Annotated in this window: 27 protein-coding genes; 12 read left to right on the top strand and 15 right to left on the bottom strand. The window is 53.1% G+C overall.

Translation table 11 applies throughout. The annotated features are described in order from the left end of the window. Positions 1-148 precede the first annotated feature (148 nt). Positions 149-766 carry a Yip1 family protein gene (locus ACTG33_RS00540; RefSeq protein ID WP_439133205.1) on the bottom strand — a complete coding sequence of 206 codons (618 nt, stop codon included), beginning with the start codon at positions 764-766 and terminating at the stop codon, positions 149-151. 199 nt (positions 767-965) lie between these two features. Here ACTG33_RS00540 and cysK point away from each other — a divergent pair, with 199 nt between their 5' ends. Further along, complete coding sequence (cysK, locus tag ACTG33_RS00535) at positions 966-1934, top strand: cysteine synthase A (protein ID WP_439133204.1); 969 nt, start codon at positions 966-968, stop codon at positions 1932-1934. 67 nt (positions 1935-2001) lie between these two features. Here cysK and ACTG33_RS00530 read toward each other — a convergent pair whose 3' ends face one another. From ACTG33_RS00530 to zapE, 9 genes are all read right to left on the bottom strand, one after another. Further along, the gene (locus tag ACTG33_RS00530; protein WP_439133203.1) at positions 2002-2394 is read right to left on the bottom strand and encodes a Fis family transcriptional regulator; all 393 of its coding nucleotides are present in this window, start codon (positions 2392-2394) and stop codon (positions 2002-2004) included. 43 nt (positions 2395-2437) lie between these two features. Beyond that, positions 2438-2770, bottom strand: a complete 333-nt coding sequence (locus ACTG33_RS00525; protein WP_439133202.1) for a YnfA family protein — start codon at positions 2768-2770, stop codon at positions 2438-2440. An 88-nt stretch (positions 2771-2858) separates the two neighbouring features. Then, positions 2859-3281 (bottom strand): ClpXP protease specificity-enhancing factor, encoded by a 423-nt coding sequence (locus ACTG33_RS00520; RefSeq protein ID WP_439133201.1) that lies wholly within the window; start codon positions 3279-3281, stop codon positions 2859-2861. An 85-nt stretch (positions 3282-3366) separates the two neighbouring features. Beyond that, entirely contained in the window at positions 3367-3999 is a 633-nt protein-coding gene (gene sspA / locus ACTG33_RS00515) for a stringent starvation protein SspA (RefSeq protein ID WP_439133200.1), read from the bottom strand. An 85-nt stretch (positions 4000-4084) separates the two neighbouring features. Next, positions 4085-6304 carry a ubiquinol-cytochrome c reductase gene (locus tag ACTG33_RS00510; protein WP_439133199.1) on the bottom strand — a complete coding sequence of 740 codons (2220 nt, stop codon included), beginning with the start codon at positions 6302-6304 and terminating at the stop codon, positions 4085-4087. A 2-nt stretch (positions 6305-6306) separates the two neighbouring features. Continuing rightward, entirely contained in the window at positions 6307-6906 is a 600-nt protein-coding gene (gene petA / locus ACTG33_RS00505) for a ubiquinol-cytochrome c reductase iron-sulfur subunit (protein WP_439133198.1), read from the bottom strand. 291 nt (positions 6907-7197) lie between these two features. Then, positions 7198-7590, bottom strand: coding sequence for a 30S ribosomal protein S9 (gene rpsI / locus ACTG33_RS00500; protein ID WP_439133197.1), 393 nt, complete (start codon positions 7588-7590; stop codon positions 7198-7200). A 16-nt stretch (positions 7591-7606) separates the two neighbouring features. Continuing rightward, positions 7607-8035 (bottom strand): 50S ribosomal protein L13, encoded by a 429-nt coding sequence (gene rplM / locus ACTG33_RS00495; RefSeq protein WP_167181171.1) that lies wholly within the window; start codon positions 8033-8035, stop codon positions 7607-7609. Between the two features lie 111 nt (positions 8036-8146). Further along, the gene (gene zapE / locus ACTG33_RS00490; protein ID WP_439133224.1) at positions 8147-9274 is read right to left on the bottom strand and encodes a cell division protein ZapE; all 1128 of its coding nucleotides are present in this window, start codon (positions 9272-9274) and stop codon (positions 8147-8149) included. A gap of 565 nt (positions 9275-9839) precedes the next feature. On the opposite strand from zapE, the gene ACTG33_RS00485 reads away from it, so the two are divergent. After that, positions 9840-10352, top strand: a complete 513-nt coding sequence (locus ACTG33_RS00485) for a YhcB family protein (RefSeq protein WP_439133196.1) — start codon at positions 9840-9842, stop codon at positions 10350-10352. A gap of 299 nt (positions 10353-10651) precedes the next feature. Beyond that, positions 10652-11755 (top strand): trypsin-like peptidase domain-containing protein, encoded by a 1104-nt coding sequence (locus ACTG33_RS00480; RefSeq protein WP_439133223.1) that lies wholly within the window; start codon positions 10652-10654, stop codon positions 11753-11755. An 83-nt stretch (positions 11756-11838) separates the two neighbouring features. Here the strand turns inward: ACTG33_RS00480 and hisD are convergent, their stop codons facing one another. The 5 genes from hisD to ACTG33_RS00455 form a co-directional block, all read right to left on the bottom strand. Next, positions 11839-13152 carry a histidinol dehydrogenase gene (gene hisD / locus ACTG33_RS00475; protein WP_439133195.1) on the bottom strand — a complete coding sequence of 438 codons (1314 nt, stop codon included), beginning with the start codon at positions 13150-13152 and terminating at the stop codon, positions 11839-11841. A 144-nt stretch (positions 13153-13296) separates the two neighbouring features. Continuing rightward, complete coding sequence (gene hisG / locus ACTG33_RS00470; RefSeq protein ID WP_439133194.1) at positions 13297-13932, bottom strand: ATP phosphoribosyltransferase; 636 nt, start codon at positions 13930-13932, stop codon at positions 13297-13299. A 79-nt stretch (positions 13933-14011) separates the two neighbouring features. Then, positions 14012-15274 carry a UDP-N-acetylglucosamine 1-carboxyvinyltransferase gene (murA, locus tag ACTG33_RS00465; RefSeq protein ID WP_439133193.1) on the bottom strand — a complete coding sequence of 421 codons (1263 nt, stop codon included), beginning with the start codon at positions 15272-15274 and terminating at the stop codon, positions 14012-14014. Between the two features lie 82 nt (positions 15275-15356). Further along, positions 15357-15596: a BolA family protein gene (locus ACTG33_RS00460; protein ID WP_439133192.1), complete on the bottom strand. Its 240-nt coding sequence runs from the start codon at positions 15594-15596 to the stop codon at positions 15357-15359. A 313-nt stretch (positions 15597-15909) separates the two neighbouring features. Continuing rightward, entirely contained in the window at positions 15910-16599 is a 690-nt protein-coding gene (locus ACTG33_RS00455) for an MlaC/ttg2D family ABC transporter substrate-binding protein (RefSeq protein ID WP_439133191.1), read from the bottom strand. A gap of 309 nt (positions 16600-16908) precedes the next feature. On the opposite strand from ACTG33_RS00455, the gene ACTG33_RS00450 reads away from it, so the two are divergent. The 9 genes from ACTG33_RS00450 (at position 16909) to rapZ (ending at position 24778) form a co-directional block, all read left to right on the top strand. After that, positions 16909-17889, top strand: coding sequence for a calcium/sodium antiporter (locus ACTG33_RS00450; protein ID WP_439133190.1), 981 nt, complete (start codon positions 16909-16911; stop codon positions 17887-17889). A gap of 119 nt (positions 17890-18008) precedes the next feature. Next, complete coding sequence (locus ACTG33_RS00445; protein WP_439133189.1) at positions 18009-19004, top strand: KpsF/GutQ family sugar-phosphate isomerase; 996 nt, start codon at positions 18009-18011, stop codon at positions 19002-19004. An 11-nt stretch (positions 19005-19015) separates the two neighbouring features. Continuing rightward, entirely contained in the window at positions 19016-19603 is a 588-nt protein-coding gene (lptC, locus tag ACTG33_RS00440) for an LPS export ABC transporter periplasmic protein LptC (RefSeq protein ID WP_439133188.1), read from the top strand. After that, a complete protein-coding gene (lptA, locus tag ACTG33_RS00435; protein WP_439133187.1) occupies positions 19590-20114 on the top strand; it encodes a lipopolysaccharide transport periplasmic protein LptA in 525 nt (174 codons plus the stop codon). The genes lptC and lptA overlap by 14 nt, the downstream gene beginning before the upstream one ends. Positions 20115-20177: 63 nt before the next feature. Continuing rightward, entirely contained in the window at positions 20178-20903 is a 726-nt protein-coding gene (gene lptB / locus ACTG33_RS00430) for an LPS export ABC transporter ATP-binding protein (RefSeq protein WP_439133186.1), read from the top strand. Between the two features lie 333 nt (positions 20904-21236). Then, positions 21237-22781, top strand: coding sequence for an RNA polymerase factor sigma-54 (locus ACTG33_RS00425; RefSeq protein ID WP_439133185.1), 1545 nt, complete (start codon positions 21237-21239; stop codon positions 22779-22781). A gap of 174 nt (positions 22782-22955) precedes the next feature. Then, a complete protein-coding gene (gene hpf, locus ACTG33_RS00420; protein WP_439133184.1) occupies positions 22956-23249 on the top strand; it encodes a ribosome hibernation-promoting factor, HPF/YfiA family in 294 nt (97 codons plus the stop codon). A gap of 21 nt (positions 23250-23270) precedes the next feature. Next, positions 23271-23720 carry a PTS sugar transporter subunit IIA gene (locus ACTG33_RS00415; protein WP_439133183.1) on the top strand — a complete coding sequence of 150 codons (450 nt, stop codon included), beginning with the start codon at positions 23271-23273 and terminating at the stop codon, positions 23718-23720. 191 nt (positions 23721-23911) lie between these two features. Next, the gene (gene rapZ / locus ACTG33_RS00410) at positions 23912-24778 is read left to right on the top strand and encodes an RNase adapter RapZ (RefSeq protein ID WP_439133182.1); all 867 of its coding nucleotides are present in this window, start codon (positions 23912-23914) and stop codon (positions 24776-24778) included. Positions 24779-24793: the final 15 nt, after the last annotated feature.

Below are 24793 nucleotides of genomic sequence, written 5' to 3'. Positions count from 1 at the left end.
ACTACTTCGACTGCTGTAAGACATCACGTCAGTAGCAGTATGAAGACCAACACACATAAACTGAAACCCTGTTAGCAAACACAAAAAAAGAGCCTTTCGGCTCTTTTTTATTGGGATATTATGATTGCTTGCTGGTTTCTTTAGCGGGTCAATCCACGTAGACAGGCCCCATTCCCATCCCCCAAACCAGTACAGAACCAACCCGCACAATCACCATCATCACCAGGCCCACAGTCACTACCGACGTGGCGTACATAAAGGCCTGCTCTTTGGAAATGTTCATCAGAATCGGAATGCCTTCATACACCAGATACACTGCATAGGCACCCGCAATCACCGTGGCCAGAGCATTCACCCAGAGATCGGGATACACCTGAAGAATTCCTGCCAGGAAGATCGGCGTCGAGACATACACCGCCAGCGCGGTTCCCTCATAGTGACGCTCTTCGTCGCTACCGGCGACACCGTAGGTTTTCGCCATCCAGTTAATAAATTCCCCCAACAGATACACACCTGCCAGTAACGCGACATAGGTCGCCGCACACAGACTCATGGCACTGGCTGCCGTCAGCCGCACGGGCTCTCCATCGGCAACGACCCACCCCACCTGAGTGACGCCATAATAAGAAGCAAGAGTTGGGATAAGCGCCAGAAACGGCACGTGACTAATAAAGACTTGCAGAAAGGAATGGCGTTCGTTGCGAATCGCTTTCCATTCTTTATCGGGATGTAGCAGGATTCCAAGGGTATGTTCCAAAATGGCCATACAGCGCTCCTTTTTCATTATATTTTCTAAGGACTCCAGAGTCAGTATTAAGGAGTTAAGGACAAGTCACCAATACGAATTCGTAATTAGCAAAATTAAGTTAATCCCAAAAGGCTATATATGGTTTTGCTTGCCAGCCGTTTCGGGGTGCGTTTCAATGGCGATTTAGGGCTAATTAACCAACCAAAGGATTTAAGTGATGAGCCAGATTTACCAAGATAATTCGCTGACCATCGGCAAAACGCCACTGGTCAAGCTGAACCGGATTACCGATAAAAATGTCTTCGTTAAATTGGAGTCACGCAATCCCGCCACCTCGGTAAAATGCCGCATTGGCGCCAATATGATCTGGGACGCAGAAAAACGCGGCGCCCTAAAACCAGGCATGACCGTGGTTGAACCCACCAGCGGCAACACAGGCATTGCACTGGCGTTCGTGTGCGCCGCAAAAGGCTACAAACTGATTTTGACCATGCCCAACACCATGAGTCTGGAGCGTCGTCAGCTGATCAAAGCGCTGGGAGCCGAACTGGAACTGACTCCTGGCGAAAAAGGCATGAACGGCGCCATCGCCAAAGCCGAAGAAATTGCAGCGCAGGATCCACAAGGCACCTTTATGCCGCGACAATTTGAAAATCCGGCCAACCCCGAGATTCACGAAAAAACCACCGGCCCTGAAATTTACGAAGATACCGAAGGCAAGGTGGATATCTTTGTCGCGGGCGTTGGCACTGGCGGCACCCTGACCGGTACCGCCCGCTACCTGAAAAATACCAAAGGACTGGATGTAAAGTGCATCGCAGTAGAACCTGAAGCTTCCCCTGTTATCAGCCAAACCATCGCCGGCGAGGAGATACAGCCCTCCCCTCACAAAATTCAGGGTATTGGCGCCGGCTTTATCCCAAAGAACCTGGATATCTCCCTGGTCGATGGCGTCGAAAAAGTCAGTAATGAAAATGCCATTGAGATGGCACAACGCTTGATGAAAGAAGAAGGTATTTTGGCAGGCATTTCCTCCGGCGCAGCACTGTCTGCGGCCCTGCACCTGGCAGAGCTGCCCGAGAATGGTGGTAAAAATATCGTTGTCATTCTGCCTGACTCTGGCGAACGCTATTTGTCCAGCATCCTGTTTGCCGGTCAGTTCAGCGAGAAGGAATTGCAGCAATAACACTCCCTCCGCAAACAAAAAAGGCGATGATTCACACCATCGCCTTTTTTGTTTAAGTCTCACAAGTTCAGCTTGGCCGGTTTTTCAACACACTGCGCCCCTTGCGAGCCTCCAGTCGTCTGGCCCAGCTACCTTCACTGTGCAACTCACAAGCCTCTTCCGAATCAAACACCACCTGTTGATTCAGAGCTTTGAATTTCACCCCAATTTTCAGCAGCTTCATCTGAATCTGCTTCTTCAACTGCTCGGCTTCGCCAGTCGTTATCGCAGCTTGAAGATTCTCTTCTGTATCAAATACACAAGTGACTAACAGGCTGGCTGGGAAGTTGGTGTAATTCGCCTGATGGGTCAACCACTCGAACCCCTGAAGTCGTCCCAACACCTGCTCACAGACATCCGTTAAAGCCAGACGGATATTGTTATCTATTTTCTTTTCAGTTTTGCTTTGCGGTTTTGCCATGAAATTGTCCTGTCAGCCCGGAATGAACAGCAGCCGTCGAGAATTATGAGGAGCGAGGAGCAAACATAATAATGGCCATGCCCAGTAACGCAACACCAGAGCCAAGCAAATCCCAGGCTGTTGGACGAACGCCATCGACAATCCACAACCACAAAATCGCCATCATAATGTAGACGCCACCATAGGCTGCATAGACCCTGCCCGCTGCCGTTGGGTGCAATGACAGCAACCAGGCAAAGACGGCCAAACTCAGTGCCGCAGGCACCAATAACAAAATGGATTTCCCTTCGCGCAGCCAAAGGTACGGCAAATAACAGCCAATAATTTCGGCCAACGCAGTCACCGCAAACAGTCCAACGGTTTTCAGTTCCGGCAAAATACGACTCCTCAAATAAAAAAGGCGCTTACCCCCTGGGCAGCGCCTTTTGCCATCGTCACGACAATCGCAACTTACTTCACCTGACTTACTTCACAACCTTCAGACTGGGGCGTTTAGCATCCGTCTGAGGCTCAACCGATTTTTCAGCTTTATCTTTGGTCGTCGGCTTTGGCGGCTCAGGATCCAGTTCAGGCTCCGGCTCAAAAATCATGCCCTGGCCGTTCTCTCGGGCGTAAATCCCCAAAACTCCGGAGCAGGGAACATAGATATTCGTGGGAATGCCGCCGAAACGTGCATTAAAGCTCACCGCAGCATTTTCAATGGTTAAACCCACCACCGCGGTTGGCGCAATATTCAGAACAATCTGACCATCCTTGTTCACATACTGCTGTGGCACTTCCACATCAGAAGCGTGAGCGTCCACCAGTAGATACGGCGTACACTCATTGTCCACTATCCAGTCATAGAGTGCCCGTAACATATACGGTCGGCTAGATGTCATACCCATTGAAAATTCCTTACCTGGTCGCTAGACCACATTGACTGTGTCATAACGACGCTGCCAGCTCGGCAGCATCGTGATTCAGCAACGATTAGAGACGCATTTCCCGCTCGAGCTCGGTCAAGCTCTCCTGGAATGACTCTCTGGCAAACAGACGATCCATATAATCCTGCAACGGCTTGGCCTGTTTGGTTTTCGGCAGTTCGATGTCCATCTGCTGCAGACGCCACAAGATCGGAGCCAGACAACAGTCAGCGATGGTAAACTCTTCACTCATAAAGTAAGGCAGTTCAGAGAAGATCGGTGCAATTGTCAGCAGGCTTTCTTTCAGCTCTTTACGAGCTTTTGCTGCGGCTTCTTTGTTTTTCCCATTAATGATGGTGTCAACCATAGGACTCCAGTCATTCTCGATGCGATGCATCCACAGACGAGTCTGGGCACGTGCTACCGGGTAGACAGGCAATAGCGGTGGATGAGGGAAACGCTCATCCAGATACTCCATCATAACTTTGGTTTCGTACAAAGACAGATCGCGATCCACCAGAGTCGGCAAAGCATTGTAAGGGTTCAATTCTGCCAGTTCTTCCGGCTTGTTTTTAGGGTCCACGTCAATGATATCAACGGACACACCTTTTTCCGCCAGAACAATACGAACACGATGACTGTAATGGTCACACGCATCAGAAAAATAGGTCATGGAAGAACGCTTGGCCACAACGCCCATGGGCTTCACCTCAATAAGTAGAATTTAAAAACACAAACGGGCGGACTGCTTATGCAGACCGCCCGGAAAGCCAAACCCCGAAAATCTAGTGGATTTCTCTCCAGTATTCGCGGTTCAACAGGTAGACAAAAACAAACAATACGGCGAGGAACAACAGCACGTAGACACCGATGCGCTCACGATCAACCGCAACCGGCTCAGCAATGTATTCCAGGAAATTCACCAGATCGTATATGGCCTGATCAAATTCCTTTTCATCCATGGTCCCTTTCACCTTGCCAACTTGCAGACTACCACACTCGGCTTCAGCAATGGCTTCACCCGTCACCGGATCGCGAATCACTTTACCGTGGTGGTCAAGTTTCGGGCCCGGCGCGCACTCCTGCAAGCCTTGCAGCTCAAGCATCACGTGCGGCATGGCAACCTTATCGAAGACCTTGTTGTTAACGCCAGTGTGGCGCGTGTCATCGGCGTAAAAGCTGCGCAAATAAGTGTAGAGCCACTCCGGAGAACGAGAGCGGGCAACCAGTGTCAAATCCGGTGGCGAGGCACCAAACCAGGCTTTGGACTGACTTGGCTGCATGGGAATTTCCATCAGCTCACCGATTTTCTGGTCGCCAAAGACGATGTTATCCAACATGACTTCATGAGGAATACCCAGGTCATCCGCTACACGCTGGTAGCGTGAAAACTTTGCTGCGTGACAGCCCATGCAGTAGTTAGCGAACCACTTGGCACCACGTTGCAGGGACTCTTTGTCTTTCAAGTCTGGCACCATCTCATCACACTGGATGGCACCACAATTAAAAGCCCCTTCCGCAGCAACCGCTTTGATGGGTGCGATGGTCAGGAACAGGAACAGAATAAAGCCACCCCAAACCAGCATTTTCGGCAAGCCTTTGGACTGCACACGCTCAGGCTCGGGCTCGACGCCATCTTTGGCGGTTAACCAAGGTGTTGCCGCAACAAACAGACCCATCACAGTACCAAACAGGCTGATAAACAGCGGGTACTTGTCAGAGCCTACCCAAGACAGCTTCAGCAGCAACGCACCCAGCAACAGGCTGATGACGATATTCACAATACCCGTCTGCTTCTTCAGCGGATTGGTGAACATCGGCATTTGGATAAAGTAAGCGAAGTAATACACCGTCGCCAGCTGAGCCAGAACTGTACGACCTTCCGTAGGCGCTTTCACACCCAGGTAACCCAGTACAACGAACATGGCCGCAAACAACATCAGCGATACGCGAGGCATAAAGCCTTTATAACGCATGGACTTCACAGGACTCTTATCCAGCCACGGCAAGACAAACAGAATCGCAATCGCACCGCCCATGGCCACCAGACCCAGGAACTTGGAACTCAGTGGACCAATATCAATGGTAACAGCCCGCAGGATGGCGTAGAAAGGTGTGAAATACCAAACCGGCGCAATGTGCGGAGGGGTTTTCAGACCGTTAGCCACTTCAAAGTTGGCATACTCCAGGAAGAACCCGCCCATCTCTGGCATAAAGAAGAGAACGAAGCAGAAAACAAACAGGAATACCGTCACGCCCACCAGATCATGGACTGTGTAGAAGGGATGGAAAGGAACGCCATCTTTCGGCACGCCGTTTTCATCTTTGTTCTTCTTGATTTCAACGCCGTCCGGGTTGTTGGAACCCACTTCGTGCAGTGCCAGAATGTGCATGACCACCAGAGCCAGAATCACAATCGGCAACGCAACCACGTGCAGAGAGAAGAAGCGGTTCAGGGTCGCACCGGAGATCAGGTAATCACCGCGAATCCATTGAACCAGATCATCACCCACAACTGGAATTGCACCAAACAGGGAAACAATAACCTGGGCACCCCAATAGGACATCTGTCCCCACGGCAGCACGTAGCCCATAAAGGCTTCGGCCATCAGCGCCAGATAGATGGTCATACCGAAAATCCACACCAGCTCGCGAGGAGCCTTGTAGGAACCGTACATCAGGCCACGGAACATGTGCAGATAGACCACCACAAAGAATGCGGAAGCGCCTGTGGAGTGCATGTACCTCAGCAGCCAGCCGTAGTCCACATCACGCATGATGTATTCCACCGAGGCAAACGCCTCTTCGGCACTGGGCGTGTAGTTCATGGTCAGCCAGATACCGGTTAACAGCTGGTTAACCAGTACCAAAATCGAGAGAACCCCGAAAAAATACCAAAAGTTAAAGTTCTTGGGAGCGTAATACTTGCTCATGTGGGTTTCCCACGCGCGCGTCACCGGCAAACGTGCGTCAACCCAACCCATAAAATCAGTCCATTTGCTCATTCTTAAGCCTCCTGATCCACACCGACGGTAATGACCGTGTCAGTGTCGTATGAGTGTGGGGGAACTTCCAGGTTCGTCGGGGCAGGAACGCCCTTGTAAACCCGGCCGGAAAGGTCGTATTTAGAACCGTGGCACGGGCAGAAGAAACCACCTAACCACTCATCACCACCCAAATCTTCGGCACCCACTTCCGGGCGATACATCGGAGCACAACCCAAGTGAGTACACAGACCCAGCAGGATCAGAAATTTTTCTTTACCCGGGATGGTTCTGGCCACACCTTTCACGTATTCAGGCTGCTGAGGCTCAACCGACTCAGGGTCGCGAAGCTCGTCATTGAGCTTGGGGAGGTTGGCGAGAGTTTCTGCCGTACGGCGTACAACATAGACAGGCTTACCGCGCCACTCTACGACAACCATCTGGCCTTCTTCGATATTATTTAAATTCGCTTTCACTGGCGCACCGGCCGCTTTGGCCTTGGCGCTGGGGTTCCAGGAACCCACAAAAGGAACAGCAACTCCCACCGCACCTGCAGCCCCAACTACAGAGGTAGCGGCCGTCAGAAAACGGCGCCGACCTGCGTTCACTCCGTCATTGCTCATGACGTTTTTCTCCCATAACAGCGTTACTTTAACAACATGAGTTCTACTGGCTGCAGTGCCTACAAAACAGTCAGTAACTTACTGAATTTTAAAGATTTACGGTTGTTTAAAATAGCTTAAATAAATCGCCACATAGTAAAGAAGTTACCCCCCCCTGACAAGGCATAACCACCTTTCCAATAAGGGTATTCTAGACACGAGCGCAAAAAAAAGCCCAGACTGTATGCAATCTGGGCCAATTTTGTGCAAGTCGAACCGCCAAAGCAAGACGATTCTCTTTGCAGAAACGTATTAACGCTTCGAGAACTGTGGCTTCTTACGTGCTTTACGCAGACCCACTTTCTTACGCTCAACTTCACGAGCATCACGAGTTACATAACCCGCTGCACGCAGAGACTGACGCAAGCTCTCATCGTACTCCATCAGAGCACGAGTCAGACCGTGGCGAATTGCACCGGCCTGACCGAAGCTACCACCGCCTTTAACGGTAACTTTAATATCAAATTTCTCAACCATATCAACCAGTTCCAGCGGCTGACGCACGATCATGCGAGCCACTTCGCGGCCGAAGTATTCATCCAGAGTCTTATCGTTAACAACGATGTTACCACTGCCCTGAGTAATAAATACGCGAGCTGTGGAAGTTTTACGGCGTCCGGTACCGTAGTATTGTGTTGCAGCCATTATCATCAGCTCCTGATTAGATGTTCAGTTCTTTAGGCTGTTGCGCAGCATGTGGATGCTCGGTACCAGCGTAAACTTTCAGTTTTTTGAACATTGCACGACCCAGCGGCCCACGGGGCAGCATGCCTTTAACAGCACTCTGGATAGTACGCTCAGGGGCTTTCTCGATCAGCTTTTCAAAGCTGATGGATTTCAGACCACCAGGATAGCCGGTGTGGCTGTGGTAGATCTTGCCTTTGGCTTTGTTACCAGTTACACGCACTTTTTCAGCGTTAACAACAACGATGTAATCACCGGTGTCGCAATGCGGAGTGTATTCTGGCTTATGCTTTCCACGCAGACGAGTTGCGATCTCTGCGGCCATACGGCCCAAAGTTTTGCCTTCTGCGTCGACAATGAACCAGTCTTGCTGAACTGATCCTGGTTTGGCACTAATAGTCTTCATGTTGTATTTGCCTTCGACGAATTTTGTAAAACAAGCCCAAAAATGGGAGCGCGGAGTATATAGACAGCCATCCGCCAACGCAAGTGTAAATTTCGCTCAGCGATCCCCAGTCTAAGGCCGATGAGGGGCGGCCAGATACTCCTGACTCTGCATTTCCAGCAGCCGACTGACTGTGCGCTCAAACTCGAAGTTGAGCTTTCCGCCACCGTAGATTTCTGCCAGTGGATTCGCCGCCGAAATAATCAACTTTACATTCCTGTCGTAGAACTCATCCACCATATTGATAAACCGGCGTGCCTGATCATCGGTATCCCGTGCCAGCGCAGGAACATTCGCCACCAAGACAGCGTGATACTCCTTGGCCAGTTCAATATAGTCGTTCTGGGAACGAGGGCCATCGCACAGCGCCATAAAATCAAACCAGACCACGTCGTCCGCCTCAAAACGCGCCTGGATAGGGCGTCCCTCGACCTCAATAGAGGTATTGGCGCGAATCTCGGACTTGTCCGGCACCAAACTCTCAAAACTGGTCAGCAAGCTGGCATCGGCTTCAGCATCCAGCGGTGAGTGGTACAACTCGGCTTGCTCCAGAGCCCGCAGACGGTAATCCACCCCGCCATCCACATTCACCACCTGCGTATGCTGGTTCAACATATCGATGGCAGGAAGGAATCGAGCCCGCTGCAGACCGTCTTTATAAAGGCCATCTGGCACAATATTGGAGGTTGCAACCAGCGACACGCCGCGATCAAACAACGCCTGCATCAAAGTCCCCAAAATCATGGCGTCAGTAATGTCAGACACAAAGAACTCATCAAAACAAATTACCCGCGCCTCTGCGGCAAGACGGTCCGCCACGGTGTCGAGCGGGTTTTTCTGACCATCCAGCGAGCGCAATTCCTGATGCACACGACGCATAAAGCGGTGAAAATGAGCCCGCATTTTGTCGGAAAAAGGCAGGCTCTCGTAGAAGTTATCCATCAGATAGGTTTTGCCGCGACCGACGCCGCCCCAAAAATACAGGCCTCGCTGCAATTCGCGCTGCGGCGGGGCCCCAAAGACGTTCTTCAGACGCCCGACAAGCCCCTTGGGAGCCCGCTCTTTTTGCCACCCCGTCACCAAGCGGTCATACAGGTCTTGCAGCAGCTTAACCGCCATCTCCTGAGCAGGATCGTAGTTAAAGCCGTCTTTTTTCAGATCAGCCTGATAGCGCTCCAAAGGTGTTCCTGCGTTCGCCATCATGCCTGCACCTGTTTTTGATGGACCAATTTTAGAGAAGCCTGCCTTAAATAGCCCTGCCTAAGAGAGGCCTGACGTAAAGAGATAAGCGCCCTGAGTATCATTGGTAGAAAATCTTCAATTTTAAGCTGTCAGAAAATAGGAGGTCATCCCAGCCATGCACGCCGCCATACCTCTTTTGTCATTACCTCTTCGCTATCACGAGAAGTTAAGGAGTTCGACGACAAAACGGCGCTCACTGTAGCGGCCACCCTATGCTGACGCAAGCCTGCGAGAATGCCGCCACGGCAAAAACGCCAAACCCTGTGACCAGATTCCCCACAAAGAATAAGCATAGCGGCAAAGAAAGGGCGTATAATAACGACTAAAGAAAGTGCTGATAATAGCCAAGCACCCTATAAAAGTACCAGATTAACAGCAGTGCCATAAAACAACGGCACCCTTAAGCAAAGGTGGTATCCTTGGCTTTGCGGTACACGTGCCTTCGTACGCAATGGCAAATGGCCAGCACACCAGGCAGCACCGGACCCGCTTCCCAACATCGTTTTGACCAGGAGACTTTTTAGTGTTCACACTCAGCACACTTATCATCACCGCAATCGCAGCCCTACTGATCGGCGGAGCGCTTGGAGCCATTCTGACCAAGTCCCTGCACCCCGATGAGAAGCAGAATCGTGAACTGGAAAACCGGGTCAATAAAGCCGAGGACAAGCTGAAGGATTACCAGCAGGATGTAACGGAGCACTTTGCCCAGACGTCGCAACTGGTCAATTCCCTAACCCAAAGCTACAAAGAAGTGCACGAATACCTGGCCGACAGCGCTCTCAAGCTCACCAACCCCGACATCAGTCGACAGCTTATCGACGCCGCAGACGGCAAGCTGCTGCCCGCCTCAAGTAAAGCGAAAGACACCAGCAGCCGCGACGAGCACGGCACCATGGCTCCCCGGGACTGGGCTCCCAGAGGTGCCGACGGCAAAGGACAACTGAGTGAAGACTTTGGCCTCGATCCACACCCTTCACACGAGGACAATGCCGACCACCCGCTGAAACCCAAGACGGGTAAAGCAGACGCCTAATAGACCAGGAGCCAGCCCACCCGCGCACAACCACTGCTGGCCACCCTCCAAGCCTCCCGACGCCTCTCGGCGGGAAGGCATCGCTTACCTCTCAAGCGCCAGCAAGATAAGCAAAAGACCCGGCAAAGCACCCGCCGACTGGCCTAGTGGCGGCAATCCCCTCTATAATCCGGCCTTGACTACTGCTTTAGACGTCAAGCTGAACAGCTTTTGACATTACCAAACCAACTGCGGAGCCCCACTTGCCCTTTTCCCGCCTGACAAAATCTCTCGGTTGGCCCGTCATTGCCGGCCTGCTAATGGGCGCCTGCATCATCCTGTGGCTGAACAACAACCACAGCGGTGAAAGCAATACCTCTGACCGAAGCTTTCAGATCGGTAACCTCAGCCCCAGCGCCAACGGATGGGGCGGGCCCGTCTCCTACGCCGAGGCTGTCGAGAACGCCGCTCCAGCCGTAGTAAACATTTACACTCGAACGCAACTCAAACGCCGTCGACACCCATTGCTGGACGATCCACTGTTCCGCCACTTCTTCAACAACTCCGACCTGCCCCAGCAGGAGCGCATGCAGTCCGCTCTCGGCTCCGGAGTCATTATCAGCCCCGAGGGCTACATTCTCACCAACAACCATGTAATCGAAGGTGCTGACGAAATTCTGGTGTTACTGCAAGACGGCCGTGAAGCCCAGGCCACACTGGTAGGCACTGACCCGGAAAGCGATCTGGCCGTACTCCGCATCACCCTGAATGATCTCACCTCCATCAAAGTCGGCGATCCCGTAAACGCCCATATTGGCGACGTGGTTCTGGCCATCGGCAACCCGTTTGGTGTCGGACAGACTGTGACTCAGGGCATCATCAGCGCCACAGGACGCTACGGTCTGGGCATCAACACCTACGAGAACTACATTCAAACCGATGCGGCCATCAACCCTGGCAACTCCGGCGGCGCACTGATCGACGCCCACGGCAATCTGCTGGGTATCAATACCGCCATTCTGGATAAAACCGGCTTTTCCGTGGGCATTGGCTTTGCCATCCCCGCCGATACTGCAGTGAAGGTGATGCAGGATTTGGTCAGTTATGGGCAGGTGGTTCGTGGCTGGCTGGGAATTGAAGCCCAGCAGATGACACCCGAACTGGCACAGTCGTTCAAACTTAGCGCACCTACAGGCGTCATCATCACCGCCATCTACAAAAACAGTCCGGCGTTTCAAGCAGGCTTACAGCCCGGCGATATTATTCTGCGGATGAACAATGTGACGGTCAGCGACGGACGCCTGAGTATGATGCAGGTTGCTCAAGGGCGGCCAGGGGACGAGATCGAAATCGAAGTTCTCAGAAACGGCCAGAAGGTGACCTTAAACGGTGTGCTGGGGGTCAAGCCTCCCGCCAAGAGCTAAAACAAGGACCAGAGTACAACCGAACAACGGCTAACAGCTGACAGAGTAAAAAACCTGACCCAAGACTGGCATACACGCCAGTCTTAATCCTCCAGAATACGGTATTCCGCAGAGCGCGCGTGCGCTTCCAGAGACTCTCCGCGAGCCAGCACAGAAGCCACCTTACCCAGCTCGGAAGCGCCTCTTGGCGAGCAGTAAATAATCGAACTGCGCTTCTGGAAGTCGTACACCCCCAGCGGCGAGGAAAAGCGTGCCGTTCCCGAGGTCGGTAGTACGTGATTGGGTCCGGCACAGTAGTCACCGATGGCCTCGGCGGTGTGACGCCCCATAAAAATGGCGCCAGCGTGACGAACTTGTGGCAACAGCGCCTCCGGATCAGCCACTGACAACTCCAAATGCTCAGGAGCTATTCGGTTGCTGACGTCAACAGCCTGCGCCATATCTTCAACCAGAATAAATGCGCCTCGACTGGTCATAGATTGACGGGCAATCTCTTCACGAGCCAACGTCGGCAGCAAACGATCAACACTGGCCTGCACCTGTGACAGGAACTCAGCATCCGGTGAAACCAGAATCGATTGAGCCTGCTCATCGTGCTCTGCCTGAGAAAACAGATCCATGGCAATCCAGTCCGGATCGGTTTTACCATCGCAAATCACCAGAATTTCAGAAGGCCCGGCAATCATATCGATGGCTACCGTGCCGAAGACGGAGCGCTTGGCAGTGGCCACAAAGATATTGCCGGGCCCCACGATCTTGTCCACCTTGGGCACGGTTTCAGTACCGTAAGCCAGAGCCGCTACCGCCTGGGCACCGCCCACCGTAACAACCATGTCCACTTCGGCAATAGCAGCCGCAGCAAACACCATTTCATTCACTTCGCCGCCCGGCGTCGGCACCACCATCACCACCTCTTCCACGCCCGCCACTTTCGCGGGCATGGCGTTCATCAGCACCGATGACGGGTAAGACGCCTTACCCCCAGGAACGTACAGACCAACACGATCCATGGCTCTCACCTGCTGCCCCAGCACCGTGCCGTCGGCCTCGGTGTACTTCCAGGAATCCTGCTTCTGGTGTTCGTGATAACGGCGCACGCGATCGGCAGCGGTTTCCAGCGCCTGGCGCTGCTCTGGAGTGATCTTGGTTAAGGCTTCTTGCAGGCGGGCTTTTGGCACCACCAAATCCGCCACAGTGGTCGCATCCAGACGATCAAACTGATTGGTGTAACGCAACAAAGCCTCATCACCGGTGGACTTCACATCGGCCAGAATCTTAGCCACCGTATCCGCCACCGCATGATCCGATACGGACTCCCAAGCCAACAGCGCCTCCAGCTGACTGTCAAAGTCTGCAGCACTGGCGTTAAGTTGTTTGATGGGTGTGGTGGATGACATGACCTGGCCTCACTGGGGGCTAAATAGAGCTCCTAAGCAGAGCTCAAACTTCTCTTGTTCAAATTGCGCTTCAACTGTTCAAATACGCCTCAACAGCGGAATCTACTTAACAACCTATTGATTACCAACCTACTGTTTAACAAACTACTGATTAACAACAGCCCGCTGAACGGCATCAATAACCTGCTGGATCTGATCGTGTTTCATCTTCATGGACGCCTTGTTCACAATCAGACGAGAACTGATGTCCGCAATGTGCTCACGAGGCTCAAGACCGTTGGCTTTTAAGGTATTACCGGTATCGACAATATCAACGATCTCATCGGCCAGATCCATAATCGGAGCCAGCTCCATCGCGCCGTAGAGCTTAATAATATCAGCTTGACGACCCTGCGCAGCGTAATACTGTTTAGCGACATTGACGTACTTGGTTGCCACCTTGATACGGCCTTCGGGGGTCTGCACCCCCTTAACCGCCGCTGTCATCAGCTGACAACGGGCAATGCCCAGATCCACAGGCTCATACAGGCCTTCGGCGCCGCTTTCCATCAGCGTATCTTTACCGGCAATGCCAATATCCGCGGAACCAAATTTAACGTAGGTAGGCACATCACTGCCGCGCAGCACCAGCAGGCGCACATGCTCCTGATTGGTCGCGAAGATCAGCTTGCGGCTTTTGCTAATGTCTTCCGCAGGCTCAATGCCCGCAGACGCCAGCAATGGCAGAGTTTCTTTCAGGATGCGCCCCTTGGTGAGGGCAATGGTCAACATGTGCGACATAACTCAATTCTTACGTTCTTTCAGTGGCCCTGATGACATCAACAGCCATCAGGCTCTAATAACTTAAAGCAGCTTTCGGTTAACCGGGCACCCGACGAATATTGGCACCCAGCTGCTGAAGTTTCTCTTCGATACACTCGTACCCGCGGTCGATATGATAAATGCGATCGACGATGGTTTCACCTTCCGCCACCATGCCGGCAATCACCAAGCTGGCAGAGGCACGCAAATCCGAAGCCATCACGGGTGCGCCTTTCAGCTTCTCAACACCGGTGACGATGGCGGTATTGCCCTCCAGCTTGATGTTGGCCCCCATCCGGTTCAACTCATGAATCTGAATCAGACGGTTCTCAAAAATGGTCTCAATGACGGTTCCCGTGCCTTCGGCGACCGCGTTCATCGCCGTGAACTGAGCCTGCATATCCGTCGGGAAAGCCGGATAGGGTGCGGTTTTCAAACTGACCGCCTTGGGGCGCTTGCCCTTCATGTCCAGCTCAATCCAGTCGGGACCGGTGGTGATCGTGGCTCCCGCCTCTTCCAGCTTCAACAGTACCGCTTCCAGAATGCTTGCATCGGTATCTTTCAACAGTACCCGACCACGAGCGGCAGCGGCCGCAGTAAGGAAAGTACCCGTTTCAATACGATCCGGCATTACCGAGTAGGTGCAGCCTTCCAGTCGCTCGACACCTTTAATTGTCAGGGTATCGGTGCCAATACCGCTAATCTCGGCGCCCATGGCCACCAGACAATTGGCCAGATCGACCACTTCCGGTTCGCGCGCAGCGTTCTCCAGAATCGTGGTGCCTTCGGCCAACGCCGCCGCCATCAACAGGTTCTCAGTACCGCCCACAGTTACCATATCCATAAAGATATGCGCACCCTTGAGGCGGCCATTGGATTTGGCGCGAATATAACCTTCATCGACCTCAATTTCTGCGCCCATGGCTTCGAGACCGCGCAGATGGATATCTACCGGGCGACTACCAATAGCACAACCACCAGGGAAAGAGACGTTTGCCTCTCCATGACGAGCCAAAATCGGCCCCAGCACCAGAATCGAGGCGCGCATGGTCTTCACCAGATCGTAGGGCGCGGTGTAATCGGTAATACTGGTCGGGTCGATCTCGACACACATCTTTTCATCGATGGTCACCCCTACCCCCATACAGCGCAACAGCGCCAGCATGGTGGTAATATCATTCAGATGCGGAAGGTTGCACACATGCACCGGCGAATCGGCCAGCAAAGTCGCCGCCAAAATTGGCAAGCCTGAGTTTTTCGAACCGGAAATCCGAACTTCGCCGGACAGCTCACGTCCGCCTGTGATGATTAATTTATCCATGTATGGAGTCGCTTATCTGTCAAAAGTAATGAATCTGAATAGACCGGTCCGAAAACTCCGGAAACGGCTTGTTGCCACCCGATTACTGGGCCGCAGCCCACTGTTCCGGAGTGTAGGTTTTCATGTTGACCGCATGAATAACACCACTGGCGATCTGATCAGACAGCGCTCCGTAAACCAGCTGCTGCTTTTTCACCGGGTTCAGTCCCTCAAACGCCGTACTGACCACAATCAGGTTCACGTGACTGCCATCGACACTCACCTCAACCTGGCTGCTGGCTATTTGCTGTTCCAATAAGGCTTTGATTTCTTCAGGCTGCATACCCTGTCCTCGTTTGTTCAATGGCTAAAAATGCCCGATTTGGGCATGTGTCCCCCGCTTGAGCCGCATAACTGGCTGGCGGCCAGACCTGTCTGATCACGACGAATTTGCAGGGGATTCGAATTCGACTCTACGACACCCCAATTAAAAGGCACCGCATTTTAAAGAAAATGGAGTGTAAAGAAAAAGACCTGCTCACGCACTTAGAGTCAGAGCAAAAAGCAAAATCCGTTGAAACTCATGCCAACCACTTCACTTTTCACCCCAGTCTTCAGCTTTGTCGCACGGACCTTTACAGCTGCGACGGCCCACCTCAGCCTTTTACGGCACCTTGGGCAGACCAGCCATCGATGACCTGATCCAGATCACCGTCTTTTCTCATAGCCTGGGAAAACTGTGAACGGAAAGTGACGCCCAGATTAATCCCGTTGATGGTCACATTGAGCAGTTTCCAGCTGTCATCCAGTTTGCTCTTGCCCATAGTGTAGTTGACCGTATGTTCTGCTTCCTCGGTTTGCACCTTCTGTACAACACTCACTTTGCGCTGCTCACCCACCGGCTGATCAGGTTCAACCAGTACAATTTTCTGCTGACCATACACCGCCATACCCTTGGCATAAGTGCTGATCAGATTATCCCGAAACACCTTACTGAAGCGTTTCCGCTGCTCAGGGCTAGCCTGTTTGGCATAGCTGCCCATCACGCCCCGGGCGATATAATCAAACGCAACTACCGGCGAAAGCACCTCACCAACCGAACTATAGAAAGCCTCTGGATCCTGCTCCAGCAAGTCTTTCTGATCTTCTACGACATTCAAAATATCCCGGGTCACCTGCTCAACCAGAGCGTAGGGGCCGTCAGCGGGATAGTTTTCAGAGGAGTTCGCTTGTGAACTGCCCTGTGCTTGCGCTTGCGCCCACAACACACTGAAAAAAACACTGACAAACAGCGCAACAACTCTTTTGTGAATTGTTTGTGGCTTACACATTACTTGTTGTCCCATCTCAGCTGACTCTCCTGATTAGTTCTTCCTGATTTTGTACTTAATGGTCGGCAGATCATCGCTACCGTGGTATTCCAGCATTTTTTGGCCTGGTGCTTTAAAACCTGGAGCCCTTCTAAAACAGGCTCCTCGTGACGTTAGAACCCCCAAACAGGGAAAGGTTTAACAGCGAGGGAACCCAAAAGGCGATAAGGTCGGCAATTTCCAGAAAAATGCACATTACGGCTGACATTCCAAGCAGGCCACTATACCATCTGCCACCTTTGACCTGCACCTATATTACTGCACTCAGATTACTAAGGAACATCAATGTCAGAACTGTGGCTGGCCTGGATCGCCATACTCGTTGGCTTCGGCGGATTAATCTGGAGCGCCGACCGCTTTGTCGGTGGTAGTGCCGCTATCGCCAGTAACTTTGGCGTTAGCCGTTTGATTATCGGTCTCACCATCGTTTCCCTTGGAACCTCTGCCCCGGAAATCGTTGTTTCCATCAACGCAGCCCTGGACGGCAGTGGCGAGCTGGCCATTGGTAACGCCCTGGGGTCGAACCTGGCAAACATCGGTATGGTCTTGGCGATTACAGCTCTGATCGCTCCTATGCCCATCCAGAAACACCTGCTGACTCAGGAAATTCCGATTCTGCTGTTGGTCACTGTGGCTGCCGGCATTGTGCTGTACGACGCAACCTTGTCACCTCTTGAGGGCTACTTATTGCTTGGCGGCCTGATTCCTCTGCTATACATCATGACTCGTAGCAAGAAAGATCACCCGGAAGAGGTTGTGGACGAGGACGAAATCCCCAACATGAAGACCGGCATCGCTTTCTTCTGGTTTGTGGTCGGCCTTGGGGTACTGATTGCCAGCTCCGATCTGCTGGTGTGGGGCGCCCAAATTGTCGCCACCGACTTCGGCGTCAGCCCTCTGATCATTGGTCTGACCGTTGTCGCCATTGGCACCAGCCTCCCGGAGCTAGCCGCCTCGGTCATGAGCGCCATCAAAGGCCACCACGACATGGCCCTGGGTAACATTATAGGCTCCAACATCTTTAACATCCTGGCCGTCATGTCACTGCCGGGCATCATCCACCCGCCCGTCATGGAGACCGACGTCTTCAGTCGCGACTTTATGGCCATGGGCGGCATCACGCTCCTGCTGGCGGCAGCTATCATTATTGATTACAAGGTACGCAACCGGCACCCTAACAGTCAGGGAGTCGCCTACCTGGGGCGCCGTATTGGGACCCTGCTATTGGCGGGCTACATCCTGTATTTCTATGTGCTGTTCCGCTGATCCTCGCCGGCCATCTACGGATACTAACCCGATGGCTGCCGCCTGAGGTTCCTTTAAACGCCGTTTGCCGATAGGCTTGTTGCAAACGGCAAAAACTCAAATTCCCTTAGAATAGCCTTATGACCCAGAACAACACACCACCGACAGACACCGCCCAACTCATCAAGGCCGGTCAGCGCACCATCGACATTGAGGCCAAGGCCGTCGCCGACCTCAAAAGTCGTGTAAACCAGACCTTTGTGGATGCCTGCCAGCTGATCCTCAACTGCAAGGGCAGAACCATTGTCACCGGCATGGGCAAATCGGGTCATATCGGCAACAAGATCGCCGCCACTCTGGCCAGCACCGGAACTCCCTCTTTCTTTGTCCACCCGGGCGAAGCCAGCCACGGCGATCTGGGCATGATCACCCGTGACGATGTGGTCATCGGCATTTCCAATTCCGGCTCCTCCGCTGAAATCGTAATGCTTTTGCCGATGCTCAAGCGCATGGGGATCCCACTGATCAGCATGGCGGGCAAAGCCGACTCGCCACTGGCGCTGGCCGCCAACGTCCACCTGGACATCAGTATTGAGAGCGAGGCCTGCCCTCTGAACCTGGCGCCAACCACCAGCACCACGGTAACCCTGGCCATGGGCGACGCCCTGGCGGTGGCCCTGCTGGAAGCTCGCGGCTTTACCGCAGAAGACTTTGCTTTTTCCCACCCCGGCGGCGCGCTGGGGCGCAAACTGCTGCTGAAAGTGGAAGACATCATGCACAAAGACAGCGAAGTGCCGCGAGTCAGTGCCGATACAGCACTCAGCCAGGCACTGGTAGAAATGACCGAGAAAGGCTTCGGCATGACGACCGTAACCAATCCTGACGGCCACCTGCTGGGCGTATTCACCGATGGCGACCTGCGTCGCTGCGTCGACCAGGGGGCAGACCTCAGCACCGCCACCATGGATCAGGTCATGTCGGCAAATCCCAAAACCGTTCACCACAACATGCTGGCCGCCGAAGCTCTGGGCATCATGGAAGGCCGCAAGATCACCGCCCTGATTGTTGAAGACGACGGTCATCGTCCCATCGGCGTCATTCACATGCACGACATACTGCGTGCCGGAGTTATGTAGGCAACCTCATCATGAATAAAAACTGGCTGGCCCCGGCTTTCATCATTTTGTTGACCTGTCTGTTTCTGGTGTTTTGGGATTCCCCACCGGAGACATTCCTGCCTCAGAAGCCCGAAACTCCGAAAACATCCAAACACCCGAGCAATATTGTGCACAACGCCGTTCGTCGTCGCTTTGACGAGAACGGCCAGTTGAGTTCGGTTTTTGTCGCGTCTGAAACCCGCTACTACCAAAAGAACCCCAAGCGACGCACAGCCAAAGACTACGCCGACCTCACCGCCCCGAAGCTGACAATGTATTCAGTGGACAAGCCGCCCACCACCATCGTGTCGAATACCGGAAAAGCCCGCAACAACGGCAACCTGGTTCAACTTTGGGGAGATGTGCACATCACTCGCACCGACACTCTGGGCCAATCCTCGGAACTCACAACGCCATATCTGGTCGTAAAACCAGAGAGGCAATACGCCGAAACTGACAAACCTGTTATCATCACCAGCCCCGGCAACACCACCCATGCCGTTGGTATGGAAGCGTACCTGAAAACAGACACTATAAAATTGCTATCCAACGTCCGAGGCATACATGATCCGCAATAAACTCGCCATTTCGCTTTTGTTATCCCTGACTCTGGGCGGGTTCAGCTCCACTCTTCTGGCACTGGAAAGCGACCGGGAGCAACCGATACACATCAGCTCTGACACCGCCGAGCGCAACGAAAAAAAGGGCATCACTACCTATACCGGCGAGGTACAGATGGATCAGGGCACCATGCGGATCAAAGCCGACAAGGTGGTGATTTACAGCATCAACAACGAGATTTCACGGGTTGTCGCCACCGGTGATCGCGCCCACTACCAGCAAATCCCCGAGCCCGACAAAGAAATGGTGATCGCCAAAGGCAAAACCATCGAATACCTGCTGGACACCGAAAAGCTGCACATCAGCGAAAACGCCTCGCTGCGTCAGGGCGATGGCACCACCCTGACCGGCAAAAAGATTGATTACGACATGAAATCTTCTGTGGTGAAAGCTCAGGGCAACAAAAGCACCACCAACCCAGACCGCATTCACATGACGATTCCTCCCAAAAGTGAGCGCAATCCCTAACAGTTAAAGCGCCACCGCACCGCCACACTGCCCAGCGCCGGATTTAAGGACAAGACCAACGCCATGCCCACACTCAACGCCCTGAACCTCGCCAAGAGCTACAAAAGCCGCCGTGTCGTTATCGACGTTTCCCTGTCGGTCAGCAGTGGCCAGATTGTCGGCCTGCTGGGTCCCAACGGGGCGGGCAAGACCACTTGCTTTTACATGATTGCCGGGCTGGTGGATGCCGATCAGGGCAAGGTCACTATTGATCAAAAGAACCTGACGCACCTTTCCATGCACGGACGGGCACGAGCGGGCATCGGCTACCTGCCACAGGAAGCCTCCGTATTCCGCAAGCTGACGGTCAACGACAACATTCTCAGTATTCTGGAAACCCGCAAGGACCTGAACCGCAAACAGCGCCAGGACAAACTCGATCAGTTGTTGCGAGAGTTTCACATCAGCCATATCCAGAATAGCCTCGGCATGGCGCTGTCCGGTGGTGAGCGTCGCCGGGTCGAAATCGCTCGCGCACTGGCCACCGACCCGGAATTCATCCGGCTGGATGAACCATTTGCTGGCGTCGACCCCATTTCCGTCAACGACATCAAGCACATTATTCAGCACCTGAAAGATCGCGGGATTGGCGTTTTGATTACTGATCACAACGTTCGCGAAACCCTCGATATTTGCGAGAAAGCCTACATCGTCAGCGAAGGCCACATTATTGCCGAAGGCACGCCGGAAACCGTTCTAGGCAACACGCAGGTCAGAGAGGTTTACCTCGGGCACCAATTCAGCTTATAGTGTGTTTTCTCAGGGCTAAAAGTGTGACCCCACACACAAAATTGTGGCCTCTGGCAAACAGCTTGGACAGCGCGTCCAACTAAGATCGACCACAACGCAGCCACCCGCTCCCAACATTCGCATTTCCTCCCAAGCAGGCAAGAAACAGGCATAAAACTTGCTTGTTTAAGTTGTTCTCCTCGGTTACTCTGGCTACACTTGCTCACCAACACGATCATTTCAATCGAGTCTGATCGTCGCAAGAATGGATTCTGCCGCACACATCACACAGCTCCACACTCGCTGACATTGCGGCAGAGCAGAGAAAGAATTCCTCAGTAGCCGTAGCCATACATGAAACAGTCGTTACAACTCAAGCTGGGTCAACAACTCACCATGACCCCCCAACTGCAGCAAGCCATCCGCCTGCTGCAGCTGTCGACGCTCGACCTTCAGGCCGAAATCCAGGAGGCGCTCGACTCCAACCCCATGCTGGAAGTCGGCGAAGACGACAATGCCGGTTCGGACACTCCCGACGAGAGCATCAACACCCCCAAAGATCAGCCCGAACAGAGCAGCACCAAAGATTCCGACAGCGAACCAGAACCCACCGCCAGCGCCCAGGAAGAGCAAAGTGGCGTCGACAGAAACAGCGATGACAGTCCCGAGGGCGACTGGGGAGACGCTATTCCGGAAGACCTGCCGGTAGACACCAGCTGGGACGATGTATACCAGTCAGGCCCTTCCGGCAGCGGCTTGTCAGCACCCGACAGCGAGGACAACGATTACGAAAGCCGGCGCGGCAGCGACGAATCCCTGCATCAGCACCTGATGTGGCAGCTCAACCTGACCCCCATGTCCGATCGGGACCAAGTCATAGCGATGGCGTTTATTGACGCTATTGAAGACACCGGCATGCTCAGCATGAACGCCGAAGAAATCCATGAAAGCCTGGTAGACGAGCTGGAAGAGCTCGAACTGGACGAAGTCTTTGCGGTGTTGCACAGACTGCAACAGTTTGACCCTCCCGGGGTCGCCAGTCAGGATTTGAGCGAATGCCTGCTAATCCAGCTGAATCAACTGCCAAAAACTACACCCTGCCGGGAAGATGCTAAACTCATAGTCAAAGACCACTTATTGTTGCTGGGCAGCCGCGATTACAAGCAGCTGATGAGAAAAACCAAACTCAAGGAAGCCCAGCTGCGAGATGCCATCATTTTGATTCAGAGCCTGAATCCACGTCCAGGGGACAGCATCTACAGTGGCGAGACCGAGTACGTAGTACCCGATGTATTTGTGACCAAACAGGATGACCGCTGGACTGTGAATCTGAATCCCGACATCGCACCCAAATTGCGTATCAATGATACCTACGCCTCAATGGTCAAGCGGGCGGACACCAGCAGTGACAACTCCTTCTTACGCGACAACTTGCAGGAAGCCCGCTGGTTCCTCAAGAGCTTGCAAAGCCGCAACGAGACCCTGCTGAAAGTCTCTACCTGTATCGTCGAAAAACAGCGCGGCTTTCTCGATTATGGCGCCGAGGCCATGAAACCGCTGGTTCTGCACGACGTGGCCGAAATTGTCGGCATGCACGAGTCCACCATTTCCCGGGTCACCACTCAAAAGTACATGCACACGCCTCAGGGCATCTTTGAGCTGAAATACTTCTTCTCAAGCCATGTGAGTACTGACTCAGGCGGCGAATGCTCATCCACAGCAATCCGTGCCATCATCAAAAAACTGGTGGCGGCTGAGAGCCCCCAAAAACCGTTAAGTGATAGCAAAATCACCACATTACTCGCCGAACAGGGCATTAAGGTGGCCAGACGCACCATCGCCAAGTATCGGGAGTCTTTAGGAATACCCGCGTCCAACGAGCGTAAGCGATTGGTCTGAGCAGCTGTTGACCGCAACACAAGTCCGCTGCAGCCGGTACTGGTCGCCCACTCGGGATAAAGGTTAAAGTCCTGCCTGTCAGGGCCTCGACAGCACCAACACAGCTGGTGCTAGTAGCCAAAGCTGTATGACAAGCGATTCAATACCGACGTTTCACGACAAGAGGAGCAACGCATGCAAATCAACATCAGTGGACACCATGTTGAACTGACAACTGCCATTAAAAACTACGTCAACACCAAACTAGATCGCCTCGAAAGACACCACGACCGAATTACCAGTACCAACGTCATACTATCTGTTGATAAACTACGCCAAAAGGCAGAAGCCTCAGTGCACGTGAGCGGCAAAGACTTCTTCGCAGACAGCGAGTCCGAAGACCTCTACGCCGCCATCGACATGTTGGCCGACAAGCTCGACCGCCAACTCATTAAACACAAAGAAAAGATGCGAAATCATCACCGCTAATTTATGGAAGTAAGATCATTTTTGTCTCAACATCGCACCTACTGCGGTGTTGAGGCCAGCAGCAAAAAACGCGCTCTGCAAGTCATCTCCCAACTGATTGCCGAAGACCAGCCGACTCTTAACGCCGATGAGATCTTCACCAGTCTGATCTCTCGGGAGCGGCTTGGCACAACCGGTCTGGGCGGTGGCATTGCTATTCCTCACTGCCGCATCAACAATTGCGCCAACACCGTTGGTGCTTTGATTCAGTTACAAAGCCCCATCGACTATGAATCCATCGACGGCCAACCCGTGGACATCCTGTTTGCCCTGATTGTTCCCGAGGAGGCTCACGACGAACATCTGAAAACTCTGGCCGCGATTGCCGAACAACTGCACCATCCCGACTATTTGCAGAATCTTCGCGACGCCAGCGACACCCAAAGCCTCTACCTGGCAGCCACCGAACAAGACGCCAGCGCGCCCCTCTGATGGCGCAGGGACGCGGTTTTGTAATCTACCCAAAGTAAGGTACCTTTAGAGTATTGCTCGTGGTGTTGTATCAATTGATACTCCTCCTTCAAAGGCCGTGCGTCCTGATGAGGCCATAACGCCCCAATAAGAAAGCACCCGGATAAAACGAGCACCCTGAAATATTGATAGTCGACGAGGCAGAAAATCCCATGCGTTTAGTTGTAATTAGCGGCCGCTCCGGCTCGGGGAAAAGCACAGCCTTGCACGTGCTTGAGGATGTCGGTTTTACCTGTATTGATAACTTGCCTGCCTCTTTACTGCCATCGCTGGTTCGACAGTTGGATCAGCATCCCCAGAGCCAGTCATTTGCCGTCAGTATTGACGCACGCAACACCTGGCAGGATCTTCAGGAGTTTCCCGAGTTTTTGTCGCAAGCCAAGATTCCCGGCTTGCAGTGCGAAATTCTGTTTCTGGATGCCCGCAGCCCCATTTTGATTCAGCGTTTCAGCGAAACCCGACGCAAGCACCCTCTCAGCGGACAGACAACCGATCTCAAACAGGCAATCGCTCTTGAGAGAAAATTTCTCGAGCCCATCGCCAACTCTGCCGATCTGACCATCGACACCAGCGGCCTTAGCCTGCATCAGTTACGAGACCTGGTGAAACAGCGCATTGTCGGTAATACAGGTCCCGGGATGGCGCTGTTATTTCAGTCCTTTGGCTTCAAGCGCGGCATTCCGGTGGATGTTGATCAGGTGTTTGACGTACGCTGCCTGCCAAACCCTTACTGGAAACCTCATTTGCGCAGCTTCAGCGGCAAGGATAAGGAAGTCGTTGAGTTTCTTGAGGCCGAGGACGATGTCAACGATATGTACAATGACATCGCCAGCTACCTGCAGCGCTGGCTACCTCGCTTCAGCGACAGCAATCGCAGCTACTTTACCGTCGCCATTGGCTGCACGGGCGGGCACCACCGCTCAGTGTATTTGTGCGAGCGCCTCTATGAGGCCTTCAAAAATGAGCACCCCAACACGCAACTGAGGCACCGGGAACTGGAACAATTACAAAAAACATAATCCATAGAGAACATT

Origin of the sequence: Pseudomaricurvus sp., from assembly GCF_965662505.1 — a bacterium.
GTDB lineage: Bacteria > Pseudomonadota > Gammaproteobacteria > Pseudomonadales > Cellvibrionaceae > Pseudomaricurvus.
The sequence above is the reverse complement of the archived record's forward strand: the minus strand, read 5'-3'. Positions and strand labels throughout refer to the sequence as shown.

Excerpts from the sequence above, each read along its gene's own strand:
- ACTG33_RS00540 (WP_439133205.1), bottom strand. The coding sequence starts at position 766 with ATGGCCATTTTGGAACATACCCTTGGAATCCTGCTACATCCCGATAAA.
- cysK (WP_439133204.1), top strand. The coding sequence starts at position 966 with ATGAGCCAGATTTACCAAGATAATTCGCTGACCATCGGCAAAACGCCA.
- ACTG33_RS00530 (WP_439133203.1), bottom strand. The coding sequence starts at position 2,394 with ATGGCAAAACCGCAAAGCAAAACTGAAAAGAAAATAGATAACAATATC.
- ACTG33_RS00520 (WP_439133201.1), bottom strand. The coding sequence starts at position 3,281 with ATGGGTATGACATCTAGCCGACCGTATATGTTACGGGCACTCTATGAC.
- sspA (WP_439133200.1), bottom strand. The coding sequence starts at position 3,999 with ATGGGCGTTGTGGCCAAGCGTTCTTCCATGACCTATTTTTCTGATGCG.
- ACTG33_RS00510 (WP_439133199.1), bottom strand. The coding sequence starts at position 6,304 with ATGAGCAAATGGACTGATTTTATGGGTTGGGTTGACGCACGTTTGCCG.
- petA (WP_439133198.1), bottom strand. The coding sequence starts at position 6,906 with ATGAGCAATGACGGAGTGAACGCAGGTCGGCGCCGTTTTCTGACGGCC.
- rpsI (WP_439133197.1), bottom strand. The coding sequence starts at position 7,590 with ATGGCTGCAACACAATACTACGGTACCGGACGCCGTAAAACTTCCACA.
- rplM (WP_167181171.1), bottom strand. The coding sequence starts at position 8,035 with ATGAAGACTATTAGTGCCAAACCAGGATCAGTTCAGCAAGACTGGTTC.
- zapE (WP_439133224.1), bottom strand. The coding sequence starts at position 9,274 with ATGGCGAACGCAGGAACACCTTTGGAGCGCTATCAGGCTGATCTGAAA.
- ACTG33_RS00480 (WP_439133223.1), top strand. The coding sequence starts at position 10,652 with ATGGGCGCCTGCATCATCCTGTGGCTGAACAACAACCACAGCGGTGAA.
- hisD (WP_439133195.1), bottom strand. The coding sequence starts at position 13,152 with ATGTCATCCACCACACCCATCAAACAACTTAACGCCAGTGCTGCAGAC.
- hisG (WP_439133194.1), bottom strand. The coding sequence starts at position 13,932 with ATGTCGCACATGTTGACCATTGCCCTCACCAAGGGGCGCATCCTGAAA.
- murA (WP_439133193.1), bottom strand. The coding sequence starts at position 15,274 with ATGGATAAATTAATCATCACAGGCGGACGTGAGCTGTCCGGCGAAGTT.
- ACTG33_RS00460 (WP_439133192.1), bottom strand. The coding sequence starts at position 15,596 with ATGCAGCCTGAAGAAATCAAAGCCTTATTGGAACAGCAAATAGCCAGC.
- ACTG33_RS00455 (WP_439133191.1), bottom strand. The coding sequence starts at position 16,599 with ATGGGACAACAAGTAATGTGTAAGCCACAAACAATTCACAAAAGAGTT.
- ACTG33_RS00450 (WP_439133190.1), top strand. The coding sequence starts at position 16,909 with ATGTCAGAACTGTGGCTGGCCTGGATCGCCATACTCGTTGGCTTCGGC.
- ACTG33_RS00445 (WP_439133189.1), top strand. The coding sequence starts at position 18,009 with ATGACCCAGAACAACACACCACCGACAGACACCGCCCAACTCATCAAG.
- lptC (WP_439133188.1), top strand. The coding sequence starts at position 19,016 with ATGAATAAAAACTGGCTGGCCCCGGCTTTCATCATTTTGTTGACCTGT.
- lptA (WP_439133187.1), top strand. The coding sequence starts at position 19,590 with ATGATCCGCAATAAACTCGCCATTTCGCTTTTGTTATCCCTGACTCTG.
- lptB (WP_439133186.1), top strand. The coding sequence starts at position 20,178 with ATGCCCACACTCAACGCCCTGAACCTCGCCAAGAGCTACAAAAGCCGC.
- ACTG33_RS00425 (WP_439133185.1), top strand. The coding sequence starts at position 21,237 with ATGAAACAGTCGTTACAACTCAAGCTGGGTCAACAACTCACCATGACC.
- hpf (WP_439133184.1), top strand. The coding sequence starts at position 22,956 with ATGCAAATCAACATCAGTGGACACCATGTTGAACTGACAACTGCCATT.
- rapZ (WP_439133182.1), top strand. The coding sequence starts at position 23,912 with ATGCGTTTAGTTGTAATTAGCGGCCGCTCCGGCTCGGGGAAAAGCACA.